The organism is Lentisphaera marina (assembly GCF_028745505.1).
GTDB classification, from domain to species: domain Bacteria; phylum Verrucomicrobiota; class Lentisphaeria; order Lentisphaerales; family Lentisphaeraceae; genus Lentisphaera; species Lentisphaera marina.
Genome location: NZ_JAQZZL010000001.1, coordinates 1,180,815 through 1,205,075, shown reverse-complemented (window position 1 = coordinate 1,205,075; position 24,261 = coordinate 1,180,815). Strand labels below are relative to the sequence as shown.

The following is a 24,261-nucleotide window of genomic DNA, read 5'->3' as shown; positions in this document are numbered from 1 at the left end:
AAACAAGGGTTTCGGCTGGCTTCAAAACCAAAACATAGGTCTATACAACCCTGTGGCAACCTAGGTCACTCCGGATGTAACTTCTTGATATATAGTGATAAACAATAACTCTAATTATCGTTATACCGCCTTATCTTCTTGACTATGAGTAAGATAAATAAAATAGAAGAACGTGACCTGAAGCCTTGGTGTTTACTTGGCGAGTTCCGAAAGTCTGTGACGAAGGAACTTAAGCATCACCCTCGACATTCCTCGGAAGATGATCCACGTCGTAAATTACACTACCTCGAGTACGCGTCAGCAATTCTATTTACGCTTTTTAACCCTGTTGTGAAATCAATACGTGGACTCTGTACGGGAAGTAGCCTGCTAAACGATGAAGATAATTTAGCAAGTCAATCCTAATCGATGTTTCATTTTGATTAATAAATCAACCATTTATTATAATTGATGATCTTTTTGAATAGCTATATGTTTATCAAAATTGAGATAACTAAACATAAGGATTATTCATGCGGAAAAATGTATTCACGCTCGTCGAATTTGATGCCTCAAATAAAAGGACTGCTTTCACTACAAAAAATAGTATTCGGCTCTATCAACCCTTAGTTTCCTCTAATTAGGAGAGTTCTATGTTAGCTTTAAAACAGAAAGATATATTTCGCTATAGCCTAGGTGATTTGGGGATTAACCTCAACTTTCAACTCATTGGCTTTTATCTCGCCTATTTTTATACTGATGTTTTTGGAATCTCAGCCGCTCATGTGGCAGGACTCTTTTTAATAGCTCGAATCTGGGATGCAGTCAATGACCCCATCATGGGCTTCATTGCTGATCATACAAAATCTCGTTGGGGTCGTTTTAGACCCTACATATTATTTGGTGCGATTCCGCTCAATCTCATTCTACTCGCCTGTTTTTATACCCCCGAACTCTCCGATACTGGCAAAGTCATTTACGCCTATGTAACCTACATAACCCACGGTATCTGTTTTACTCTTGTCTCATTGCCCTATTCTTCCATAAGTGCTGTAATGACCCAGGATCAACAAGAGCGTGCAGTCATCTCTACTTATCGAATGTTTTTTGCTGTGGTAGTTGCCCTCGGAATCATTGGCGTTGGCGTCAAACCTTTCGTCAATCTCTTTGCCACTGAACAACAAGGCTTCTTTGTCGCCGCTTGTGTACTGGGAGCGAGTTCTATCATCCTTTTGTGGACTTCATTCTTCTTCTCTAAAGAACGCGTCGAAGTTCCCGCTGAAAAGTATCATCTTAAGGACATCATACCCATCATCATCAAAAATGATGCCTTACTCGTTTTGGCAGGTGCTATGTTACTTAATACCGCAGTGTGGGTTACAGGCAACGCAGTGGCACTCTATTATTTTAAATATGTTTTGGGTAACGCCGATCTACAATCTACTTTCTTTATGGTGATGCTTCCGGCCAATATGTTAGGTGCATTTGTCACCCCCTTTATCACCAAACGTTTTGGCAAGCTCAAAACTTTTATGTGGGCCAGTCTTGGAGTCGCTATCTTCTCTTTATCACGTCATTTCATTCCCGATGATCAACTCACACTTATTTTTGCGGTCTCGGGTATAAGTTCATTTGCCATGATGTTTTGCTCTATCGCTCAGTGGGGCATGCTACCCGATACAGTAGAGTATGGCCACTGGAAAACGGGTCAGCGTTCAGAAGGTATTCCTTTTGCCTTTTTCTCCTTTATGCAAAAATCTGCCATGGCATTAGCAGGTAGCGTGGCGGCTTACGCTATGTTTCTAAGTGGCTATGAAGCCAATACGGTACTCACTGCAAGTGCGGATAGAACCATACGCTGGCTCTTCAATATTGTACCAGCGGCTTACTCCACCCTCTGTTTCATCGTACTTTTATTCTATAAAATAGATGGCCCACTCTACAAAAAGATTATCACTGAACTTTCATCTAAAGAGGATAAATCATGAAGTCTACTTACAATACTAAACAACGATTCACCCTTATAGAACTTTTAGTTGTTATCGCAATCATTGGGATCTTAGCATCTCTTTTACTCCCCAGTCTAGGCAAGGCGCGCCAAAAAGGCATGACTGCAGTCTGTCAATCCAACCTAAAACAACAGTCCATTGCCTTTTCCATGTATAATGATGACTGGGGAACTTACCCCGCACCTTGGGATAAGAAAAGTTCTTTCGATGGTAACTACAATTTTGCTGCTCGTTGGTGGACACCTCTAGGTCCTTATATAGGCCAACCAGATTGGGGTTATAATAAACCTACTGAAGTTAATAATAACCCAATGGCTGAAACCAATATCTTACACTGTAACAATGCGGATATTGATCAGATGTTGTACGGCGCTGATAAAAATAATGTTTATGGTTACGGTATGAACCTCTTTCTTGCTGACGATGGCACCTTAGATTGGAAAGAACTCTATATCACCTACCCTGATCCAAACACTATTATCAAGCCTACGCTCACGACTTTAAACGCCGATGCACGCACAACTGTTTTGGGCTTTAGTAATGATTTATCAAGTTCTAATTTAAATGAATTTTATATATTTGATCGTATTCGACATGATAATGGCGGCAATAGTTTATTTATCGATGGTCATATTTCATGGCAAAGAGAATCGAGTGCTTTTGCTAAGTATGAAGCTTATGGTAATGATTATTGGAAAGGAAATTATTAGAATGCTTATACGTACTCTATTACTTTTAAATTTAAGTTTTTGTTTAACCGCAAGTTCCCTCAAAGAAGCTTTTAAAGATAAATTTCGTATCGGAAGTGCCATAAATATCCAAGAACAACTTATTCAACACCCAGAAAAATTTGAAGCTCTTATAAAAAAAGAATTCAATAGCCTAGTTGCGGAAAATGCCATGAAATGGGAGGCCATCAATCCACAAAAAGGCGTCTATGATTTTAAGTTCGCCGATGCCCTCGTCAATTTTGCCCAGAAAAATAATATGCAAGTCGTGGGACATGTCTTGTTTTGGCACAGCCAGAATCCTGATTGGTTATTTAAAGATGATCAGGGTGAAGCTGTAAGCAAGGATGAATTGCTCAAACGCATGCGTTTTCATCTCACCACATTACACAAGCGTTATGGCAATAAAATTCAATCATGGGATGTAGTTAATGAGGCTATCGATGAAGATGGCTCCGTGAAAAACACACCTTGGAAAAAAATCCTTGGTGACGACTGGATCCTACAGGCTTTTCAAATGGCCCAGGAAGTTTTCCCACCTTCAACCAAGCTCATCTATAATGACTTCAATGTCTTCAACAAGAAAAAACTTACGGGCATCGTATCTATGGTTGATCAGCTTTTAGCTGCGGGAATTCGCATCGATGCCATCGGAGTCCAAGCTCATTGGGCACTCGACTACCCCTCCGATAAATCTATCGAGAACTTGATCAACCAAATCTCATCGCGAGGTTTAAAAATACATATATCTGAATTAGATATCGATGTATTACCCATGCCAAAATCTTTTAGCGGCGGCGCTGAAATCACCGAAAACCATAGCTACAAACAGAGTATGGATCCCTATCGCAAGGGTCTGCCTAAAGCTAAACAGGAGGAACTCGCTGCACGCTACGCAAATATTTTCAGAATCTTCTTGAAGCACGCCGACAAAATCGATCGCGTCAACTTCTGGGGACTCAATGATCAATTCACCTGGAAAAACCAATGGCCCATCGCCAATCGCAGAAATCACCCCTTGCTTTTTGATCGTAACAATGATCCCAAGCCCGCCTACTTTCGCATTCTTCAAAGCCCTTCAATCCAGTCAAAAGGAGTTACTAAATGATCAAATATATATTCATTGCATTGACTATTCTAAGTCATTTCGCTTTAGCAGCTAAAAAACCAAATATCCTCATCTTCCTTGCCGATGACCACAGTACATTTGATGTAGGTTGCTATGGCAATAAAATTGTGCGAACTCCAAACATTGATAAGCTCGCCACTGAGGGCATGAAATTCCACAGAGCTTTCACCTCAACCGCAATGTGCGCTCCTGCAAGAAGTATGCTTTACACCGGTCTTTACCCCCATCGGAACGGTGCTCACATGAATCATGGTGCAGCGACAAATGGAGTGAAAAGTTTTGGCCAGTATTTTAGATCCCATGGTTACAAAGTAGTTCTTGCAGGTAAAGGGCATATAAAACCAATGAGCGTTTTTAAAATGGATCGCGAACCTGAAACTGCAGAAGCAATTTCTAAAATAATAAATAGTCCACAACCATTTTGTTTAATAATTGCCTCCAACGATCCCCACGCGCCTCATAAAAGTGGTGGCTTTGATCCAAAAACTATCCCCATCCCTCCCTACTTACCAGATACTCCAGAAACCCGTAGTACTAGAGAAGGCTATTACACTGACATTGAAATAATGGATAAAGCATTTGGTAGTTACCTAAAAATCCTACAGGAATCAGGCAAAGCTGACAATACTATTACGATATTTCTCTCAGATCATGGTGCTGGTAAACTAGCTAAATGGACTCTATATGAAATAGGTCTCCGAGTACCCATGATCATTCGCTGGCCTGGTAAAATCAAATCCGGCAGCCAGAACAAAGCTATGGTAAACCTTATTGATATTCTTCCAACTCTTTATGAGGCATCTACGGGAAACGCTATATCGAATATCGATGGCAAAAGCTTTCTCAAAACTCTAATATCTAAGGAATCAGATCATCGTGAATTCATATTTGGAGCCCATACCAACAGAGGAATAATGGCAGGCATGCCCTTCCCCATTAGATCAGTTCGCGACAAACAATTCAAATATATTCGCAACTTAAACTCCGAGGGTATATCAAGTAATATTACCACTCACAACCTCGAGTATAAGCCCTATGGTGGCGGTTGGATGACCAGCTGGGAGGAAATCGGCCAAAATGACAAATTCTGGGCACATCGCCATAACCTTATCCTTAAGCGTCCTGCTGAAGAGCTATACGATTTAGAAACGGACCCATGGGAATTCAATAATCTAGCTCAAAATTCGCAATACGATGACATTAAAGAATCTCTAAAAACTAAGCTGACTCAATGGATGCAAAATCAAAATGATTTGGGAATGAAATCCGAACTCAGCGTCAAAGCCCATTCAAAAGTAAAAAAATAACGGAGCCTAAAATGAAGTTAAATCTACGATCTTACATGGCATTTCTAATATGGATAATGAGCCTCAGCCTTTTTGCCTCTGAAAAAAATAATTTCTTATTTATCATTGTCGATGACTTGCGACCAGAGCTTGGCTGTTATGGGAACAAGCAGGTAATTTCCCCAAACATTGACCGCTTGGCCTCGCAGGGAACGATGTTTTCCAAAGCTTATTGCAATGTACCCGTATGCGGTGCATCTCGAGCAAGTGTTATGACCGGTCTCCGCCCCACAAAAGATCGCTTTATTCGTTACAATGCGAGAGCGCATAAAGAATCCGGTGGTGTAACTGATTTGGCAGGCATCTTCAAAAACAACGGCTACACGACAATCAGCATCGGCAAAGTTTATCATGAAAGAGATGATTACTTAAGTTCATGGACACATAAAGACAGCCCCTTAATCACAAGTCCTTCAATGCGAGATTATCATCTGCCTGAAAATCAGGTAGGTCGAGGAAAATATAATTTTCAACCATTAGGTGCTTCATGCGAAGCTGCTGATGAACCAGACGAAAAATACTTCACTCATCAACTTGCGGATGCCGCAATTGATTATATCGACAAAACAGAAAAAAAGCAAAAACCCTGGTTCCTTGCTGTCGGCTTTACAAAGCCTCACTTACCATTTGTAGCACCTAAGAAATATTGGGATTATTACAAGCGCAGTGATTTTAAACTGGCCTCTAATCCTGAAATGCCAAAAAATTCACCAAGAGAGGCTAGACACGAATGGCATGAACTTCGTAAAATGTATAATGACATACCTCAAACTGGTCCAGTTCCTGATGAGAAAGCTCTGGAACTCAAACACGGTTATTATGCATGTGTAAGTTTCACCGATGCCATGATTGGACGAATTCTCGATCATCTGGACAAAAACAATCTTAGGAAGAACACAACCGTCGTACTCTGGGGTGATCATGGATGGCAGTTAGGTGAACATGGTCTTTGGTGTAAACATGCAAATTTCGAGACTTCTCTTAATACTCCATTAATTGTTTCCGCCGCCGGACAAAAAGCCGCCGGTCCTAGCAAAGCATTAGTTGAATTTGTTGATATCTACCCATCTTTATGCGATCTCGCTAATTTTGATAAGCCTTCCCACCTCGAAGGCAGAAGTTTTGCACCTCTACTGAAAAACCCTCGAAAAAAATGGAAAAGTGAAGTTTTTTCTAGGTACCACGCTGGTGACTCCATCCATACAGACCGCTTCCTTTACACAGAATGGCGCAATAATAATAACGGAAACGTATCAGCCAAAATGCTTTACGATCACCAACGTGATCCCAATGAGAACTATAATATTGCTGGCAATCCAGAATATGCAGAAGTTGTGAAAAAGCTAAGCACAAAACTGCAAAGCCACATAAATTCATGGAAATAATAGACTTTAATTTAATAACTATTTGCTATCAAACTTAATCTAACCGCCACTCCCATTTAGTTTCTAAATATTTAGTACATCTGTTATATCATATATAATAAACGAAGGTATAATTTAGAATTAAACTTAACAAGTTAAATACGTCCTTTTAAATACCTAATATGTATTCCCTTAAGAACAACATAGTAGGCAGTTCTTAACACTCATCTCATACTGAGTTATGGTGTAAATTTCTTTAAAAAATTATGTGAGAAAAACTCATGTCAAAAATACTCGTACTTTTCCATAGCAATGATGGCAACACTGGCAAAATGGCTCAATTAGTTGCGGAAGGCGCAAAACAAATTGATGGCGCTGATGTTCGCTGCCTCTCTGTAGATGAAGCAACTTACGAAGATTTGAACTGGTGCGACGGTATTGCTGTAGGATCTCCCACCAATTATGGAACAGTTTCCCACCAAATGAAAATGTGGTGGGATAAACTCCCTGCCGAAGGCTGGGGCAAAAACGATGGTAAAATTGGCTGCGCATTCAGTTCCGCTGGAGCATGGGGAGGTGGTCACGAACTCACCTGTATGACCCTATTAACTATTTTAATGAATTATGGTTTCCTCACTTTTGGCGTCACTGATTACGTCGACAAACAATTTTCGCCCCATTATGGCAGTATATGTGCAGGTGAACCACGCGAAGAAAAAGTAAAAGAATCCTGCCGACGCCTCGGAAGACGACTCAGCGAATGGGTCAGCACCCTTCACCACGGCAACAAGCATCATCACCCCCTCAAACAAGATTACGACCGCTTTAAGTACTTGGGTTAAGCAGTTTTCTTGCAAAAATATTGATTCTCAGTCACCCACTTTTAATGGCATAAATCTTAGGCCTAAAATATTTTTATTGGAATTAAAAAATTCAGGGGTTTAATTCAATAACAATTTTTTAAATCTCTCTAAGGTCCCGCATGGTAGATAAGCACTCCAAATGGAATGATCTCTTCGACTCTTTACACGAAGAAACTCATGACAATTCAGATGAACGCTATACTCAGCATGAAGAAATTGGCCGTGGTGGATCAAAAATCATTTATCGCGCTAGCGACAATCTCAGTGGCCGAGAAGTAGCTTTCGCACGTCCCCTTAAAGATGACAAGAAAATTATTGAGCTTTTTTTAAGAGAAGCCAGAATAACGGCCTACCTTCAGCACCCCAATATCCTCCCCGCCTACGACATGAATGCTGGCGACAATCCCTACTTGGTCTGTAAATTATTGCGCGGCTCAAATTTATCTGAACTTTGTAGCCATCAACAGAGCCAACGCGATATACTACCTCTATTCCGAAAAATCTGTGAAGCCATGAATTACGCTCACTCCAGAGGCGTACTTCACTTAGACCTCAAACCCGAAAACATCCATTTAGACAAATATGGTGAGGTCTTGGTCATTGACTGGGGACTCGCAGAAATATTCCTTACTGAGAGTCACGAAAGCCCCTTAGATAACCCCCTCATTTCTACCCGAGAAACTCTATCAGCCGATAATACTTTTTGTGGTACACCTGGTTTCATGTCTCCCGAACAAATCTGTAATCAAAAAGTTGATGTAAGAAGCGATATTTTCTCCCTTGGAGCTTTGCTCTATTCAATGTTTTTTATTAAACCCCCTTTCCATGCCGATGATCTAAAAAGCATTTGTGCAAAAACTCAGTTAGCTGAGCTCCCCGAATTTGATAAACAAAGACTCAGTTCTGGTTTAAGTTCGATCATGCTTAAATGCCTTCAAGCGAACAAAGATCAACGCTATCAAACTGTGCGAGATCTTTTAGATGACTTGGATGCCTTCCAAAATGATTTCATTCCTTCTGCTGAAGAAGCCAATTTTATGCACCATTGTAAAATGCTTTATAAGCGCAATCGCCAAAGCTGTCTCTTAATCATCGCTTCATTGATGGTACTTTGCTTATCATCTTTATTTTACATAAAGAATATCACCGAAAGCCGCAGTCGTGCATTAAGCGCCAAATCAGAAGCTATCCTCGCTAAAGAACAGGCCGAAAGTTATCTCAAACAAATTATAAACGAACAAAAACAAAACGAACAACTCTCTATCGCACTTTCCCCTAGGTATTTGAATATTGCCCAAGAGCACTGGCACTTTTACGAACTTGATAAAGCCATTGAGTACTGTGATTTAGCCCTTAAAGTTGATCCGAATAATACCGAGGCAAAAAATATGCGTGCCAAGCTCTACTGTGCCTACGCTGAATATGAAAAAGCACAGGGTCTGTGGCAAGAAATACGTTCAACAGATGAGGAGTTGAAGTTGAATGACTATATGCTAAAAAACTCTCACAAAGATTCACTTAGCAAAAAAATCATGCGTTATAAGGGGGATTCTTCTCCCGTCAAAATATTGAAATGCCGAATTTTATTTCATGAGTTTCAAGGAACTGGCCAATTAGAATTGCTCAAGAACATTATTCACATTAGCAATTCACAAATCAAACGACTTAATCTTGAGTATTCGGCTAATAGCTTCTCCATACAAAATAATAGTTTCTTCATTAACAATAATTTTTTACGTGGATTAGACATTCAATCCTTGAACCTCCAAGGCACCAAAGTCGATAATATTTCATCCTTAAAAGGAAAAAGTTTTGACAGCCTAAACCTAGCCCACACTCCTCTTTGGAATTTGACCCCTTTAAAAGAAAGCAAAATCAACAAATTAGACGTCAGCTATAGTTATGTCAGTGGATTGTGGCATCTAGAGAACTGCCAAGTAAAAGAATTATATATTAATAATACAAAAGTCAGTAGTCTCACCAAAGAAGCCTTAGCATCTGTTGAAGTTTTAAATATCAAAAAAACTAATATAAGAGATTTAGGGGCATGGCCAGCACCAGTGCTTCATACTCTCAATATCGCCAATACCCAAATCAAAAACTTGGACAGGCTACTCGCTTACCCTGCTCTAAAAGAGCTTAGTACTCACCATGAGCAACTTAGCCCGGGACTAAGAGAGGCCTTAAGTAAAAAAGGGGTGCAAATCATTCAATTGAGCTCTTCTTCCAAACGGTGAATTTCACGCCGCATAATAACTGAGACACGCTTTTTATAAATCGATACGGTATTTTCAGGTATATCGAGTTCTTTACCTATATCACGTACTTTTTTACCGGCGATCACCCCCTCAAAACAGTCTTTCATTACAGGAGAAAGTTCTTTAGACACATTCTGCCATGCAGTTTTGGTAAGAAACGCCGCCCATTCACGATTGACTAAATGCTCCAGATCACCTTCATCCAACTCTTTTTCATTTTCGAATGCTTTTTGATCTCTCGCTCCCTGCCTCTGACGTTTTAATTGCGTACTTTTGACTCGATTAATTGTAATTGTCGCCAGCCAAGAACTGAAGCGTCCTTTTTCTGGATCATATTCAAATCCAGGCAAGGCTTTCCATACCGACAAGAGTACATCTTGAATTAAATCATCAATTAAATGAGCCTCGACGTACATAGAGCGTACAATACTATAAATAAAACGACGATAGATCTCGTTAAATTCATCCCAAGACTTTTCATCTCCGGAGTTTTTCAATCGTTCCATCAATGTTAAACGGGTTCTGTAACTCATTTTCGTCTCCATCTACTTTCTTTAACTTAGCATCACAAATAAAACATCGTCAAATAGGATCCATAGATAGCGACTAATTTAATGAACAAAAGCATCAAAATGATTTATCTGAGTCAGACTCCCATTTCTTGCGAAGTAATGAAGCCTAAACAACAATCCACAGGACTCACATGAAAATTATCTTAACTCATTTTTGTTTACTTTTATTCATTTGCTCTTGCCAGCATAATCAAAAAAGTGATGAAAACTCTAAGAAAGACACAGTTCCAGTAACCTCTGACAATTCTATCGCAGTTAAGGCTACTAATGATTACCGACTCGTTTGGCATGAAGAATTTAACGAGAATGGGCGCCCCAATCCTGAGAAATGGGAATTTGAAAAAGGCTTTAAACGCAACCGCGAACTACAATGGTATCAAGAAGTTAATGCTTTTTGTAAAGACGGCTCTCTTTTTATCGAAGCTCGACGAGAAAATAAACTTAATCCAAATTTTATTGCTCAATCAAAAAAATGGCAAAACAAAAGAAAAAACATCTACTACACCTCGAGCTGTATCACCTCTAAACAAAGTTGGAAATATGGCCGTTTCGAAATCCGAGCACGTCTCAAAGCTGACAAAGGACTTTGGCCAGCTATCTGGTTTCTAGGCACTGAAGGACAATGGCCTTCCAATGGTGAAATCGACCTCATGGAATACTATAATGACATGATTCTTGCCAATGCTTGCTGGGGCACAAAGCAAGCCTACAAAGCAAAATGGGATAGCAGTAAAACCCCTTACCAAGATTTCAAGGATCCTAACTGGGATCAAAAATTCCATGTATGGAGAATGGATTGGAATAAGAACTCTATTAAACTTTACTTGGATGATCAACTTTTAAATAGTATTGACTTACAAAAAGCAATCAACCCAGACAGTTCTAGAGGACCAAAAGAGCCTTTCCAACAAAAACATTATTTGCTATTAAATCTCGCCATCGGCGGCACTAATGGCGGGGATCCGAGTGAAACACGCTTCCCCAATCATTTTGAAATTGATTACGTTCGTATTTACCAAAAAAATTCGAATTAGACATCTCTTTATCAGCAAATTTTTAACAAGTTTCCGTCACTTTTAAATTCGACAAGAGTTTTCTTAGCCATAGAAAAAAGCTCCTAACTGTTAGGAGAGTACCTAGTGGATATGTTTAAAAAACAAGAAGCAAAACTGTTAAGTAAACAAACTTTATGCGTATCTATATAAAAAATTTATTGAATAATAAGAAGGATATTATGAGTACATACAAAAAAATATTTATGTTCACTGGCTTAGCTAGTCAGATTTTTGCCCTAGAAAACTGGCAAAATCAAGAGATCATTCAAATTAATACTGAAGCACCTCAAGCCACTTTCACGGTCTATAATACGCGTGATGATGCTGTTCAAATGAATCAACAAGAAACACAAAACACCAAGTCTTTAAATGGCAATTGGAAGTTTCATTGGTCAAAGAATCCTGCAGAACGACCTGAAAACTTCTTTCAGGCTGATTTCGACGCCAGTAAATGGGGCACTATCCCCGTACCATCAAACTGGCAAATTGAAGGACACGGGCAACCACTCTATACCAATATCAAATACCCCTTCAGCATCAAGAACCCACCTCACATTGATAACAATGACAACCCGGTTAGCTCATACTTAACTCAATTCACTGTTCCAAATAACTTCAAAGGAAAAAGTACTCACATCGAATTCGCAGGAGTGAACTCGGCTTTTTACCTTTGGATCAATGGAAAATATGTTGGCTATTCACAAGGCTCTCGTACGCCCGCCGAATTTAATATTTCAAAATTTCTCAAGCCAGGTAAAAACTCACTCGCCGCTGAAGTATACCGCTGGGGAGATGGTACTTTTCTCGAAGACCAAGATTTCTGGCGCTTATCTGGCATTTTCAAAGATGTTACCCTCAAGGCTATCTCGACTCAACATGTAGAAGATTTTACGATTAACACTGATTTAGACAGCAATTACCAAGATGCTGAACTACAAGTCAAAGTCGACATCGAGAAAGCTGAGGGTGCGAGCCTAGATATTGAATTACTGGATAAAAATGGCAAAGCCGTTTTTCCAAAAGTAAGCCAAGCCGCTACAAAGACAGTGAAATTCAATAAGACTATAAAAAATCCTGCTAAATGGACTGCTGAGAGCCCAAACCTCTACACTCTCCTTCTCACTTTAAAAAGCCAATCAGGCGAAACACTGCAAGTCATTCCTCACAAAGTCGGTTTTCGTAAAATAGAAATCAAGGGTGGCATCTTTTTAGTTAATGGTCAAAAAGTCAAACTCAAAGGAGTTAACCGCCACGAACACCACCCCGATAAGGGGCAAATCGTTAATCGTGACGACATGCTTAAAGACATTAAACTCTTCAAAGAAAATAATATCAATTCCGTTCGTACGAGTCATTACCCCAATGTCCCAGAGTTCTACGACATATGCGATCAGTACGGCATCTACGTAATTGATGAAGCCAACATTGAAACGCATGAATTTGGCGCCACTAGCAACAAAAATATCCTGGCAAATGACCCAAGCTGGGAAAAAGCTATTGTAGATCGTGTTAAACGCATGGCTGAGCGCGACAAAAACCACCCTTCTATTGTTATCTGGTCACTCGGTAATGAATCAGGTATCGGACCAAACTTTGTGGCGGCCTATGATATGCTAAAAGCCAACTACCCTCACCGACCCGTTCACTACGAGGGTGGCCATAAGTACAAAAGTCCTGCAAGCGATTTCTACTCACGCATGTACGCTGATCAAAATTGGATCGGTCCCGAAGATCGCCCTTCTATCCTCTGTGAATATTCCCATGCTATGGGGAATAGTAATGGTAATCTAAAAGAATACTGGGAAGACAATATTTATAAAAACGACCGCTACACGGGTGGTTTTATTTGGGACTGGATGGACCAGGGTATTCGCCAAAAAACACCTGCGGAATTCGCAAAAAATATTGGCATTGGCCCCGTCAAAGAAACTTTCTTTGCTTATGGTGGATGGTTTGAAAATCCCTATAGCAATGATGGCAACTTCTGTATGAATGGTTTAGTCGCTTCTGACTGGACACCACACCCGGGTCTCTTTTCTGTAAAAGCAGTCTATAGCAACATTAAAGTTACGGCACCTCATCTTCAGTCTGGCGAAGTCGAAATCCTCAACCGTTTTGATTTCACTTCACTCGACAAACTCGTAGCTGCTGATTGGTCAATTGAAGAAAATGGCGAGATCATCCATTCTGGAAAAGTTCAAGACCTGGCAATTGCTCCTCATCAGACGAAAAAAATCAGACTGCCTCTTCCAAAAATAGAACCTAATGCTGGCTCCGAGTACTTCCTCAACCTCAAGTTCAAAACTACTGCTAATTATAACGAGCTAGTTGAAGCGGGGCATGTACTTACCACGGCTCAATTCAAACTCGCTGGTAAAGCTAATGCTCTCACTCTTCCAATTAAGAATGACTTAAAACTTGCGAACTCCGCAAAATCACTTGTGATCACAGGTAAAAACTTTGAAGTTAATTTCAATAAAGAAAAAGGCTTATTAAATAGCTACAAACACAAGAACAAAGAACTTTTGCCTGAAGGTCTAAAAGTTAATTTCTGGCGAGCCTTCACTGACAACGATAAAATCCCTACCAATAGCGGAAAACTCAAAAAAATCTGGCGCAATGCTGCCAAGAAGCAAGAACTGAAAAGTTTCAAAGCTCAAACGCTTTCTTCAGGCCTTGTGCAAGTTGATGCGACATACTTTTTCCCCCTAGTAAAAACTACTGTTCAAAGTCAGTATACAATTGCAGCTAATGGTCAAATTAAATTGAGCAATCATTTTGACCTAAGTCAAACAAATAAAAAAATTGGTGCACCTCATCGCATTGGCATGTCCCTAGAGATCCCAGGTGAATACGACAAGATCTCTTGGTTTGGCCGTGGTCCGAATGCCACTTATAGCGATCGTAAACTCGAGCCAGTAGGACTTTATAACTCTACCGTCGACGAGCAGTGGGTCGAATATAGTCGTCCTCAAGAGAACGGCAATAAAGTTGACATGCGATGGATGAGCTTTACAAACGCTAAAGGACAAGGGCTCAAATTTATTGCCGATGCAAACTTCCTTAGTGGTGGCGCTAAATTTTATTCAACTGAAGCTATTGAGAAGGCTAAATACTCATTTGAACTTGAAAGAAGCACAAATATACTAATTAACCTAGACCATGCACAACTTGGTGTGGGAGGCAATGATAGCTGGGGTTCAATTGCACTTAAGCCTTATCAACTCACAAAGAAAAAATATTCTTATAAATTTATAATTAGCCCTCTTAAATAAGGAATTAATATGCTTAAAAAACTCTCCCTGTTCCTATCTCTTACTTGTTTAGCAAGTATGGGTATGGCCACTGAAAAACCTAATGTGCTAATCATTTATGCTGATGATATTGGCTATGGCGACTTAAGTTGCTACGGAGCCAGTGGCGTAGAAACTCCCTTCATAGATCGTTTGGCCAATAGCGGTATACGCTTCAGCTCTGGCTATGCCTCTGCCGCCACTTGTACTCCCTCGCGCTACTCGCTACTTACTGGTGAATACGCCTTCCGCAACAAGTCGGCCAAGATTCTTCCTGGCAATGCTCCCTTAATCATTGACCCCAACAAAGCTAATATCGCTTCCTATATGAAATCCGCGGGTTATAACACTGCTCTAGTCGGTAAATGGCATTTGGGTTTGGGTCTCGCGGATGGATCATTTGATTGGAATTCCAATATCAAACCTGCCCCACGTGAGCTCGGCTTTGATTATTCATTCTACATGGCAGCTACAGGTGACCGCGTTCCTTCGGTGTATATCGAAAATAGCGAAGTCGTCGATCTTGATCCCAATGATCCCATAAAAGTAAGTTATGCTAAACCCGTCGGATCTGAGCCCACTGGTATCAGTCACCCACACTTACTCACGGTACAAGCAGATAAACAGCATGCTGGAACAATCGTCAATGGCATAAGTCGAATTGGCACCATGACAGGTGGTCATGCCGCACGTTTCAAAGACGAAGACATGTCAGACACCTACCTCAATAAAGCTATCGAATTTATTGAAAGCTCGAAAGACCAATCCTTCTTTATGTACTTTGCCGCACACGATAATCACGTCCCACGCCGCCCCCATCCACGTTTCCAGGGTTCATCTTCTCTTGGTCCGCGAGGTGATGCCATTGTCCAATTTGACTGGACTGTAGGTAAACTCATCAAAACCTTACAAAAAAATGGGATCTATAAGAATACTTTAATCATCTTATCTAGCGATAATGGCCCCGTACTCTTTGATGGTTACTGGGAGGGTTCTAGAGTTAAAAATGGCACCCATAAAGCAGCCGGACCTTTTCGTGGTGGTAAGTATAGCCTTTGGGAAGGGGGAACTCGCATGCCCTTTATCGTTTCATGGCCTGGAAAAATTGAGCCTGGAACTTCTTCCGCTTTAGTTAGCCAAGTTGATATCTTTGCGAGTATCGCAGCTCTAATTGGTCAAGAATTACCTAAAGATGCCAGCCCGGATGGTAAAAACATGCTGGACGCTTTCATGGGTAAAGATCATTCTGGACGTGATTACTTAGTCGAAGAAGCCCTTTCTCAAGTCGCTCTGCGAATGGGTGATTGGAAGTTCATTCCTCCCGGCACAGTAACCGAACGCGGTGGTTTGGATGAATGGATCAAAACAGCCGTACACCCACCTGGTTTGCTCTTCAATCTTGCTGATGATCCAGGGGAAACCACTGATCTATCAAAGCAACATCCTAAGAAAGTAAAAGCTATGCTAGCCATACTTAAAAAAGAAGCTCCAAGTAAGTTTTTACAAAACAAAACTCCAGGCAAAGCTCAGTTAGGTTTTGAATAAGTCCAATGCTTTAGGCACCTCAATTAGCACAATAGCCTGCCAGCAAATTAGGGCCAAGAAATCTTTGTTCATAAGATAGGGCTCACTTATTAAGTCATATATTACTTATAGTCAATGAGATAAGTGGTAATTATGCTATATTACATGCAAACAAAACCCCTCAAAACAATCATTAGGTTTGCATAAGATGTATAAAAATACGGGCACAGAGCCCAAAATGGCCAATCTACCTTATTTTCTAGACGGAACACTCAATATCAATAATCGCTGGGTCAAGCTAGCGGCAACAATACCATGGAAAGATGTAGAAGAAATTTATGCACTAAATTTCACCAGCCATACTGGGCCCAAAGCTCTACCTGCAAGAACTGCATTTGGTTCCCTGATCATTCAAGTAAAGCTGAGTTTAACTGATGAAGAAACTGTAGAAATGATTTCTGAAAACCCCTACCTTCAATATTTCTTGGGGTTTGAAAGATATAAGCAGGAATCACCTTTTGATCCGAGTATGATGACTCATTTTCGAAAGCGTTTTGGAGCTCAGGATATTAAAGATATTGATGATTTATTACATAAAACAACACGTCCAAAAGAAGAAGACTCCGATAAGGATTCAGACAATGATCCTCCGTCAAATAAGGGTGCTTTAATTGTTGACGCTAGTTGTGTCCCTGCTGATATTCACTATCCAACAGATCTTGGTTTACTAAACAAAGCCCGCGAAAAAACTGAAGAAATCATCGATATTCTTTGGCGTCATCGCTTTAATACCGAAGATAAGGTCAAGCCTCGGACTTATCGTGAAGACGGCAGAAAAATCTTTTTAAGTGTTGTCCTAAAAAAACGTGTATCGAAAAAGAAAAGGCGTGAAGTGATTAATAGACAACTTCATTGTGTAAGGAGGAACCTCGCTAGTATAAATGAACTCAAAAAGCATGCCGATCTGGGGCTATTGAAACCTAGTTTATACCGCGAACTACTGGTGATCGGGACACTTTATCAACAACAGCAATACATGTATGATAATAAAGTAACAAGTGTTGATGATCGCATTGTAAGTATTCACCAACCACATATTCGTCCCATTGTTCGCGGGAAAGCTGGAGCTCATACAGAGTTCGGAGCTAAAATATCTATCAGTGTCGTCGATGGCTGGACCTTTGTCGATACGATTAGTTTTGATTCTTATAATGAAGGAACCGAACTAATTTCACAAGTTGAAAAATATAAAGAGCGTTTCGGTTATTATCCCGAATCAGCACATGCTGATAAAATCTACCGAACTAAAGAAAATCGAGCGTATTGTAAAAAACACGGAATAAGGATAAGTGGACCCAGTCTTGGAAGACCTCCCAAAGATGCGATTTTACGTGAAGAACAAAAGGAAATACAACGCCAGGATGAAGCTATAAGAAATGAAGTAGAGGGCTGTTTTGGTGTAGCCAAAAGACGCTATAAACTCGATCGAATCTTTACGAAAACTAGGACTTCATCCGAAACACTTATTGCTTTAGTATTCATGGTGATGAACTTGGATAAGGCTTTAGCCTTTTTGTCACTTTTCGGCCAGTATTATAAGCAGCTATTCGCGCACGTTTATTGTTTTATAAGTCTCATTAACGAGAATGAGCATTTCAAAAGGCGAGTAATTCAGTAAGCCCTAAGATAAACCAAAAACTTAACTATGCAGGACAAAAGCCAAAGCTGATTTAGATAGATCAGCCTTGGCTTTTTATCTAAAATCATTACTGATTTTAATAAGAAAAAAACCTTTAAGACACGCTAAGCTGATTGATCAACACGACATTTTTTAAATCAGCTCTATTATATGCCTGCTTTAAACACAAAAACTAGATTAAGGAATAATAATTATGTCAACTATTATCGACATTATTGCTCGCGAGATCCTCGACTCACGCGGTAATCCTACAGTAGAAGTAGAAGTTATATTAGAAGACGGAACAGCTGGCCGTGCTGCTGTACCTTCTGGTGCATCAACTGGAGAACACGAAGCTATCGAGCTTCGCGATGGCGACAAAAGCCGTTACCTCGGAAAAGGCGTTCTCAAAGCTGTTGAAAATATTGAAGAAATCATCGTTGAAGAGCTCATCGGTTACGACGTGACTGACCAAGCAGCTATCGACAAAGCTATGATTGACCTCGATGGCACACCTAACAAGTCAAAGCTTGGTGCTAATGCAATCCTCGGTGTATCACTTGCTTGTGCACACGCTGCAGCTAACTTCCTCCAAATCCCACTTTACCGTTACATCGGTGGATCTAACGCCAAAGTACTTCCTGTACCAATGATGAACATCATTAACGGTGGTTCACACTCTGACGCTCCAATTGCTTTCCAAGAGTTCATGATCCGTCCTATCGGTGCAAAAACTTTCAGCGAAGGTCTTCGCATGGGTGTGGAAGTTTTCCACAACCTCAAAAAAGTTCTTCACGATCGTAATCTTTCTACTGCAGTTGGTGACGAAGGTGGTTTTGCACCAGCTCTCGACGGTACTGAAGATGCACTCGAATCAATTATCAAAGCTATTGAGCTTGCTGGCTACAAAGCTGGTCGTAAAGAAGATGGTGCTGACGTATCAATCGGTCTTGACTGTGCTGCTTCTGAGTTCTTCGTAGATGGCCAGTACAACTACGTAAAATTCGAAGGCGAAGGCGGAGCTATCCTCTCTTCTAAAGAACAAGCAGCTTTCCTTGCTGACCTCGTTGCTAAATACCCAATCGATTCAATCGAAGATGGTATGGACGAAAATGACTGGGATGGTTGGAAAGAGCTTAACACTCTCGTTGGCGACAAATGTCAGCTCGTTGGTGACGACCTCTTCGTGACTAACGTTGATTACCTCGCTAAAGGTATTGAGCTTGATTGCGCTAACTCTATCCTCATTAAAGTGAACCAAATCGGTACACTCACTGAGACTCTTGATGCAATCTCTATGGCTAACCGTAATGGTTGGACTGCAGTTGTTTCTCACCGTTCTGGTGAAACTGAAGACACAACAATTGCTGACATCGCAGTTGCTGTTAACGCAGGCCAAATCAAAACTGGTTCAGCTTCACGCTCTGACCGTATTGCTAAGTACAACCAACTTCTTCGCATCGAGCAAGAACTTGGTGAGCTCGCAGTTTACGGTGGTTAATAGCTAAAAGCTACCAAGCCACAAAAAAGCCACTTCATTGCGAAGTGGCTTTTTTATTGTCTGATTTAATCAATCACCATAGTCTTAAAATCATCCGACATAGCCTGGCTATATTCCTCGTTCTGCTTCAGGTCCACATGTGACACCCACCAGTCCTGTGCTGTTTGACAAGTCCATTCATCCTCCAATTCATCAAGCTTATTATATAAATCCAGGGCTGACTGAGGTCGATCTGCGGGCTCTTTTGACATACAACTCATCAATACATCTGCAAAACCTTTGGGTGTATCAAACTTTGCCACATCACGAATATTAACAGGCTCGTCTTGAATATGTTTCAGCATTACTGCCATGGGAGTTGGCGCATCAAAAACGTGCTCACCAGATAAAGCCACATAAAAGGTGCATGCCAAAGAATAAATATCCGCCAAACCACTCAACTCTTTACCCATCGCTGTCTCCGGCGCCATAAAGCTAGGTGTTCCAATGGGTTGTCCTGCAGTCAAATCAATATCTTCTTCTTGTGAGTTTGAGACGATTCCAAAATCCAATATTTTCAAAAAGTCATATTCAGCACCCAACTTTGCAATAAACAAATTATCTGGCTTTATATCTCTATGAACCATACCCATATCATGCGCCTCTGCCAAACTTCGGCAGGCTTGCTTCATTAGGTAAAGAGCACGACTTGGCTGAAGTGGCCCAAACTGATTAATCAATTCTCCAAGACTTAAACCTTCTAGCAATTCCATAACATAATAAAATTCTCCCAAGTCCGACACTCCATAATCATAGAGTGTCACTGTATGGGGCGATTGTAAATTTGCCGTTGACCTAGCTTCACGGTGGAAACGTTGAGTTAAATTATCTTTACTCAAAATTTTGGAGTCGAGGTTTTTGATTAATTTTATCGCAGCAGGTCTCGCTAAAAGCTGATGCATACCACGCCACACTTCGCCCATCCCACCTTCTCCTAACAAACTATCTAATTGGTAAGCCCCGATAGTCTGTTGACCTCCAAGGCTTTGCTTATTGATCTCTAGAATATTGAGCTCACACTTAAAAACTTCTCTTTCAATTACATTTTCCAGTTCATTAACATCACCCGGCCAAGTGTATTGCTCTAAGCTCCTAATACTTTCTTCACTAAGTGTATCAATAGTTTTACTGAGTTTTTGAGCGTACTTTTTCATATAAAATTTTGCTATTTCAGCTATATCGGCAAGTCTTTCATGAAGACGAGGGATCTGGATTGTATTTTCACATAAATAATCCAACACCGCAGGGTGTATATCATTAGGGTCATAATCTCGATTAGCATGAAAAATCACCAAGCCATCCTCTTTCCCACCCGAAGACCAATGAGCTTGAACGTAAGATATAATATCCTCCTGCTTTGCTACTGGCAGCTTATTAATTTGCTCAAAATAAATACACCCGCCCTGTGCAAGAGAAAATTTTTCAATCAATTCATTATCACTCTGTAATAAACCCGAATGACTCTGATAGAGCTCAGTACAATTTAAATGAACAAATGCTCGATCCTTATATTTAGATGCTTGATGAATTTCTCGAGCAATTGCACTTTCTCCACAGCCTGGTTTACTTAGGAGCATCAAGGGCTTGGCTATCACGCCTGAATGTTCAATTTTTTCTTTCAAACTGATGAGTGCATCGCTTGATCCTAATAATGGGCCACTTAGCTCCTTTTTTGCCTCTTCCCCTAAGTATTGAATTCTTTTTAATTCTTCCTCCAGTAAGGCATTTTTGTTTTTTAAACTTTCTGTCAAACGTTTCAAACGCAATTGCGTTTTAACTCTTGAGACCACTTCCTCAGCTTGAAATGGTTTCGTAATAAAATCTACTGCACCTAAGTTCAAACCCTTCACTTTATCTTGTACTTGACCGAGAGCAGACAAAAAGATAATCGGAATATCTTTCGTCTCATCATTTTCTTTTAATTCTGCACACACTTCATAGCCATCTTTATCCGGCATCATGATGTCTAATAAAATTAATGATGGTTTCACTTTCTCGATTGTTGTCAAAGCTTGTACGCCACCCTTGGCGACAAGAATCTTGGCATCAATAACCGCTAGCGTTTTAAATAAAACTTGTAAATTATTGGCATTATCGTCAACAATTAAAACTAAATCTTCTGCCAGATTATTCACTCATCAGCTCCTTATACTTTTGGATCAGTTGCTGAATGCCAGAAAAATCAAAATCATTCGCTTTATCCAAAATTATTTCTTTAAGTTTTTGATCATCATTGCCATCACCTAGTTCATTCGCTAAGCTTTCCAGCTCACTAAAATCTCCCAAATCAGCTGCATCAGCCAAGTCCTTCAACCACTCTTCTTCTAATCTTAAATCTTGCCAATTAATGGTATTAACTTCTTCTACCTCTGATTCCCCCTCACCTTCTTGATCACCTTCAAGGTCGCTGGCTTCTAGGGTAAATGCACCTTCAAAATCCGCTGGATGAGTAAACCAAAAAGTACTGCCTTCACCCTCTTCACTTTCTAAACCAATTTCTCCCCCAAGTGCTTCAACAAGCTTTACACATATGGCTAAGCCCAGTCCTGTACCACCTTCTTTTCTCCCTCCTTCATCTTGTCGAAAAGCTTCAAAAACGTGATTCTGCTTATCTTTCGGGATTCCTATCCCTGTATCCTTGACTAAAAACTTCAGTTTGCCTTCTTCGACTAAAATTTTCAGCTCTACACTTCCCTGCTCTGTATATTTAACGGCATTACCCACTAAATTCACTAAGATTTGCCTTAACTTCGTCGGATCTGATTTTATAGATTTTGGAATCCCTGTTTGAAGCGTATGACTCAAACTTAAACTCTTCTCTAAAGCCTTATATCTTAGTATATCTTCTGTATCATTTACCATTTTCACCAAGTCAACTTCATCGTATACAAGATCGAGTTTTCCAGCTTCAATTTTAGATATATCTAAAATATCATTGATCACAGTTAATAAATGCTCCCCACAATTCATAATCCCTTTCAAACTGCCCTTATACTTCTCTTGTAAATCGGGCGCATTCTGCAAAACTTGAGTGTAACCCAAAACGCCATTCAAAGGTGTTCGTAATTCATGACTCATATTTGACAGGAACTGACTCTTCGCCACATTAGCTTTCTCGGCTTCTTCACGTGCTTTCTCCGCATCGCGAGTCCGCTTGACTACTTTCTCTTCTAAGACAGCTCCATGATTGGCCAACTCTTCATTTTTAAGCTCTAGTTCATGCAATAACTGTGCGACCGTTTTTTCACTAAATTTATTGCGCATTTGCGCGATACTTTCATTGCTAAAATGAAATTTTTCTACTAAAAAATCTTTTATAATCAATCGCTCTTCAGATTCAATCACTTCTGTGAAAAAGTACTTTAAATCCGCAGGTCTTGTTATCTCTTGACTTAAGTCTAAACGTATATAGTGGCCGCTTAATTGTTGTTCAATTCGTACTGTGATTTCACTTTGACAATTGAGTTCCCGCAATAATTCGGACACGAAACTCACTTTACGGACACAGCTCAGATCATCTAGCCCGAGTGTTTTAAACAAGGCGTAGAACTTTTTTCGTAAGCCTAACAAACATAGTTCAGACTTAACTTTTATATGGCCAATCTCAATCATATTTTCACTCCTAGGCATCCCATATCATCCGTCATTCTACCACAGTCCCTCATGAGACGATGGACAATTGCATCAATATTTTCATACTCCAAAAAAACGAGTTCTTTTTTACTAAAATCGTATAAACCATCCGTATGCATTAGCACTAAATCACCACTCTCCAATTGATACTCTTGGGTGTAATAACTTCCCTTACGAACACCTAACATCCCATCTTTCGAGACAAAGCTCTTCCTGCCTTCTTTACTATAAACGTGGCACAAAACATTCCCAACCCCTGCGTAAGTAAGTTGATTTTCTTTGTCAACTGAAAGAACCCCTGCAGCACAGCCCACTTCGCCTCTACATAAATCATCAATCACATCTAAATACGAATCCACTGACTGACCTTCTTGAAAGACTAGATTATTTTCTATTTTTTTTGCTAATCTCCCCGCATCATCACCGTGTCCGGTCACATCAATTAGAAGCGCAAGCAATGCACCACTCCTAAACTTCCTATACATCCCTAAATCACCGCAATTGCGCTCACCAATGAGAGCCTGAACTTTCGTCGCTACATTCATAAGTATTTAAAAGTCCTAATTGTCGTTCCTTCTCCTAATTTACTATCAATTTGGAACTCATCCATTATTCGCTTCACTCCTGGGAGGCCCAAGCCTAAGGTTCCCGATGTACTAAAATTTTCACTCAAGGCTTTTTCTATATCTTCTATCCCTGGCCCATGATCTTTTGAACAAATCATTAAACACTCCTCGCCTTCGAACTTTGTCATTTCCAACAAAATCTTCCCTCTATTCGCATATTTAATAATGTTTTGTGCCAACTCCGCAAAAACGGTCAAAAGTAAACTTTTCACATGATGATCCACCACACTCTCGCCCAACCACTCGCGAGCTTCTATAATCCCCGTGGACACAGAAACATCATCATATATATAGCAATTAAAATTTTGCATTATCGCCCACAAGAGTTAATGCTGTACTCAAACTCCCCGTAAATTGCATTCCGCCAAAGTCATCAACTAAATCGACTAAGACACTGACAACTCCAGCATTTAAACCATGGTTAATAACCTTGACACCCATGAGCTCGACCTTGTTCACTAAACTACGACAGCGAAGGAACTCCGTCTTATCCATAATCTGGTAAGCCGAATAATCCAGTATTAAGTATTCCACTTTTCGCTTAGTAACTTCGTTTAATAAAAATTCACTAAAATCTAGAAAAGCACCCTCAGCTAAATCACTAGGCAAAGCATATAATAAATAATTATCTATAAAATGTCCGGGAACATGATTCATGGCGTTC

19 protein-coding genes are annotated in these 24,261 nt (G+C 40.2%); 13 read left to right on the top strand and 6 right to left on the bottom strand.

The annotated features are described in order from the left end of the window. Nucleotides 1–144 precede the first annotated feature (144 nt). The 8 genes from PQO01_RS05005 (at nucleotide 145) to PQO01_RS04970 (ending at nucleotide 9,655) form a co-directional block, all read left to right on the top strand. On the top strand, nucleotides 145–405 hold the full coding sequence (locus PQO01_RS05005) for a hypothetical protein (protein WP_274312936.1): 261 nt from the start codon (nucleotides 145–147) through the stop codon (nucleotides 403–405). A gap of 227 nt (nucleotides 406–632) precedes the next feature. Beyond that, nucleotides 633–1,967 carry an MFS transporter gene (locus PQO01_RS05000; protein ID WP_274312935.1) on the top strand — a complete coding sequence of 445 codons (1,335 nt, stop codon included), beginning with the start codon at nucleotides 633–635 and terminating at the stop codon, nucleotides 1,965–1,967. Continuing rightward, nucleotides 1,964–2,698 carry a type II secretion system protein gene (locus PQO01_RS04995; protein ID WP_274312934.1) on the top strand — a complete coding sequence of 245 codons (735 nt, stop codon included), beginning with the start codon at nucleotides 1,964–1,966 and terminating at the stop codon, nucleotides 2,696–2,698. Before PQO01_RS05000 ends, PQO01_RS04995 begins: the two co-directional genes overlap by 4 nt. Nucleotide 2,699: 1 nt before the next feature. After that, nucleotides 2,700–3,824: an endo-1,4-beta-xylanase gene (locus tag PQO01_RS04990; RefSeq protein WP_274312933.1), complete on the top strand. Its 1,125-nt coding sequence runs from the start codon at nucleotides 2,700–2,702 to the stop codon at nucleotides 3,822–3,824. Next, nucleotides 3,821–5,152 (top strand): sulfatase family protein, encoded by a 1,332-nt coding sequence (locus tag PQO01_RS04985; protein WP_274312932.1) that lies wholly within the window; start codon nucleotides 3,821–3,823, stop codon nucleotides 5,150–5,152. The genes PQO01_RS04990 and PQO01_RS04985 overlap by 4 nt, the downstream gene beginning before the upstream one ends. 11 nt (nucleotides 5,153–5,163) lie before the next feature. Further along, nucleotides 5,164–6,576 carry a sulfatase gene (locus tag PQO01_RS04980; RefSeq protein ID WP_274312931.1) on the top strand — a complete coding sequence of 471 codons (1,413 nt, stop codon included), beginning with the start codon at nucleotides 5,164–5,166 and terminating at the stop codon, nucleotides 6,574–6,576. A gap of 260 nt (nucleotides 6,577–6,836) precedes the next feature. Then, nucleotides 6,837–7,397: a flavodoxin family protein gene (locus tag PQO01_RS04975; protein WP_274312930.1), complete on the top strand. Its 561-nt coding sequence runs from the start codon at nucleotides 6,837–6,839 to the stop codon at nucleotides 7,395–7,397. Nucleotides 7,398–7,537: 140 nt separating this feature from the next. Then, entirely contained in the window at nucleotides 7,538–9,655 is a 2,118-nt protein-coding gene (locus PQO01_RS04970) for a protein kinase domain-containing protein (protein ID WP_274312929.1), read from the top strand. On the opposite strand, the gene PQO01_RS04965 is transcribed toward PQO01_RS04970, so the two are convergent. After that, nucleotides 9,628–10,209: an RNA polymerase sigma factor gene (locus tag PQO01_RS04965; RefSeq protein WP_274312928.1), complete on the bottom strand. Its 582-nt coding sequence runs from the start codon at nucleotides 10,207–10,209 to the stop codon at nucleotides 9,628–9,630. The two genes, PQO01_RS04970 and PQO01_RS04965, sit on opposite strands and share 28 nt — an antisense overlap. A 170-nt stretch (nucleotides 10,210–10,379) precedes the next feature. Here PQO01_RS04965 and PQO01_RS04960 point away from each other — a divergent pair, with 170 nt between their 5' ends. The 5 genes from PQO01_RS04960 (at nucleotide 10,380) to eno (ending at nucleotide 19,299) form a co-directional block, all read left to right on the top strand. Next, nucleotides 10,380–11,282, top strand: coding sequence for a glycoside hydrolase family 16 protein (locus PQO01_RS04960; protein WP_274312927.1), 903 nt, complete (start codon nucleotides 10,380–10,382; stop codon nucleotides 11,280–11,282). Between the two features lie 200 nt (nucleotides 11,283–11,482). Then, nucleotides 11,483–14,578 (top strand): beta-galactosidase, LacZ type, encoded by a 3,096-nt coding sequence (gene lacZ / locus PQO01_RS04955; RefSeq protein ID WP_274312926.1) that lies wholly within the window; start codon nucleotides 11,483–11,485, stop codon nucleotides 14,576–14,578. A gap of 9 nt (nucleotides 14,579–14,587) precedes the next feature. Further along, entirely contained in the window at nucleotides 14,588–16,141 is a 1,554-nt protein-coding gene (locus PQO01_RS04950; RefSeq protein WP_274312925.1) for a sulfatase family protein, read from the top strand. A gap of 187 nt (nucleotides 16,142–16,328) precedes the next feature. Further along, the gene (locus PQO01_RS04945; RefSeq protein WP_274312788.1) at nucleotides 16,329–17,798 is read left to right on the top strand and encodes an IS5 family transposase; all 1,470 of its coding nucleotides are present in this window, start codon (nucleotides 16,329–16,331) and stop codon (nucleotides 17,796–17,798) included. Nucleotides 17,799–18,012: 214 nt separating this feature from the next. Beyond that, nucleotides 18,013–19,299, top strand: a complete 1,287-nt coding sequence (eno, locus tag PQO01_RS04940; RefSeq protein WP_274312924.1) for a phosphopyruvate hydratase — start codon at nucleotides 18,013–18,015, stop codon at nucleotides 19,297–19,299. A gap of 65 nt (nucleotides 19,300–19,364) precedes the next feature. Here eno and PQO01_RS04935 read toward each other — a convergent pair whose 3' ends face one another. Genes PQO01_RS04935 through PQO01_RS04915 form a run of 5 tightly spaced genes read right to left on the bottom strand, consistent with a single transcriptional unit; the run spans nucleotide 19,365 to nucleotide 24,254 of the window. Beyond that, nucleotides 19,365–21,473, bottom strand: a complete 2,109-nt coding sequence (locus tag PQO01_RS04935; RefSeq protein WP_274312923.1) for a protein kinase domain-containing protein — start codon at nucleotides 21,471–21,473, stop codon at nucleotides 19,365–19,367. Beyond that, complete coding sequence (locus tag PQO01_RS04930; protein WP_274312922.1) at nucleotides 21,466–22,950, bottom strand: ATP-binding protein; 1,485 nt, start codon at nucleotides 22,948–22,950, stop codon at nucleotides 21,466–21,468. The genes PQO01_RS04935 and PQO01_RS04930 overlap by 8 nt, the downstream gene beginning before the upstream one ends. Then, complete coding sequence (locus PQO01_RS04925) at nucleotides 22,947–23,516, bottom strand: SpoIIE family protein phosphatase (protein ID WP_274312921.1); 570 nt, start codon at nucleotides 23,514–23,516, stop codon at nucleotides 22,947–22,949. Before PQO01_RS04925 ends, PQO01_RS04930 begins: the two co-directional genes overlap by 4 nt. Continuing rightward, complete coding sequence (locus PQO01_RS04920) at nucleotides 23,513–23,908, bottom strand: anti-sigma regulatory factor (RefSeq protein WP_274312920.1); 396 nt, start codon at nucleotides 23,906–23,908, stop codon at nucleotides 23,513–23,515. The genes PQO01_RS04925 and PQO01_RS04920 overlap by 4 nt, the downstream gene beginning before the upstream one ends. Further along, entirely contained in the window at nucleotides 23,895–24,254 is a 360-nt protein-coding gene (locus tag PQO01_RS04915) for an STAS domain-containing protein (protein ID WP_274312919.1), read from the bottom strand. The genes PQO01_RS04920 and PQO01_RS04915 overlap by 14 nt, the downstream gene beginning before the upstream one ends. Nucleotides 24,255–24,261: the final 7 nt, after the last annotated feature.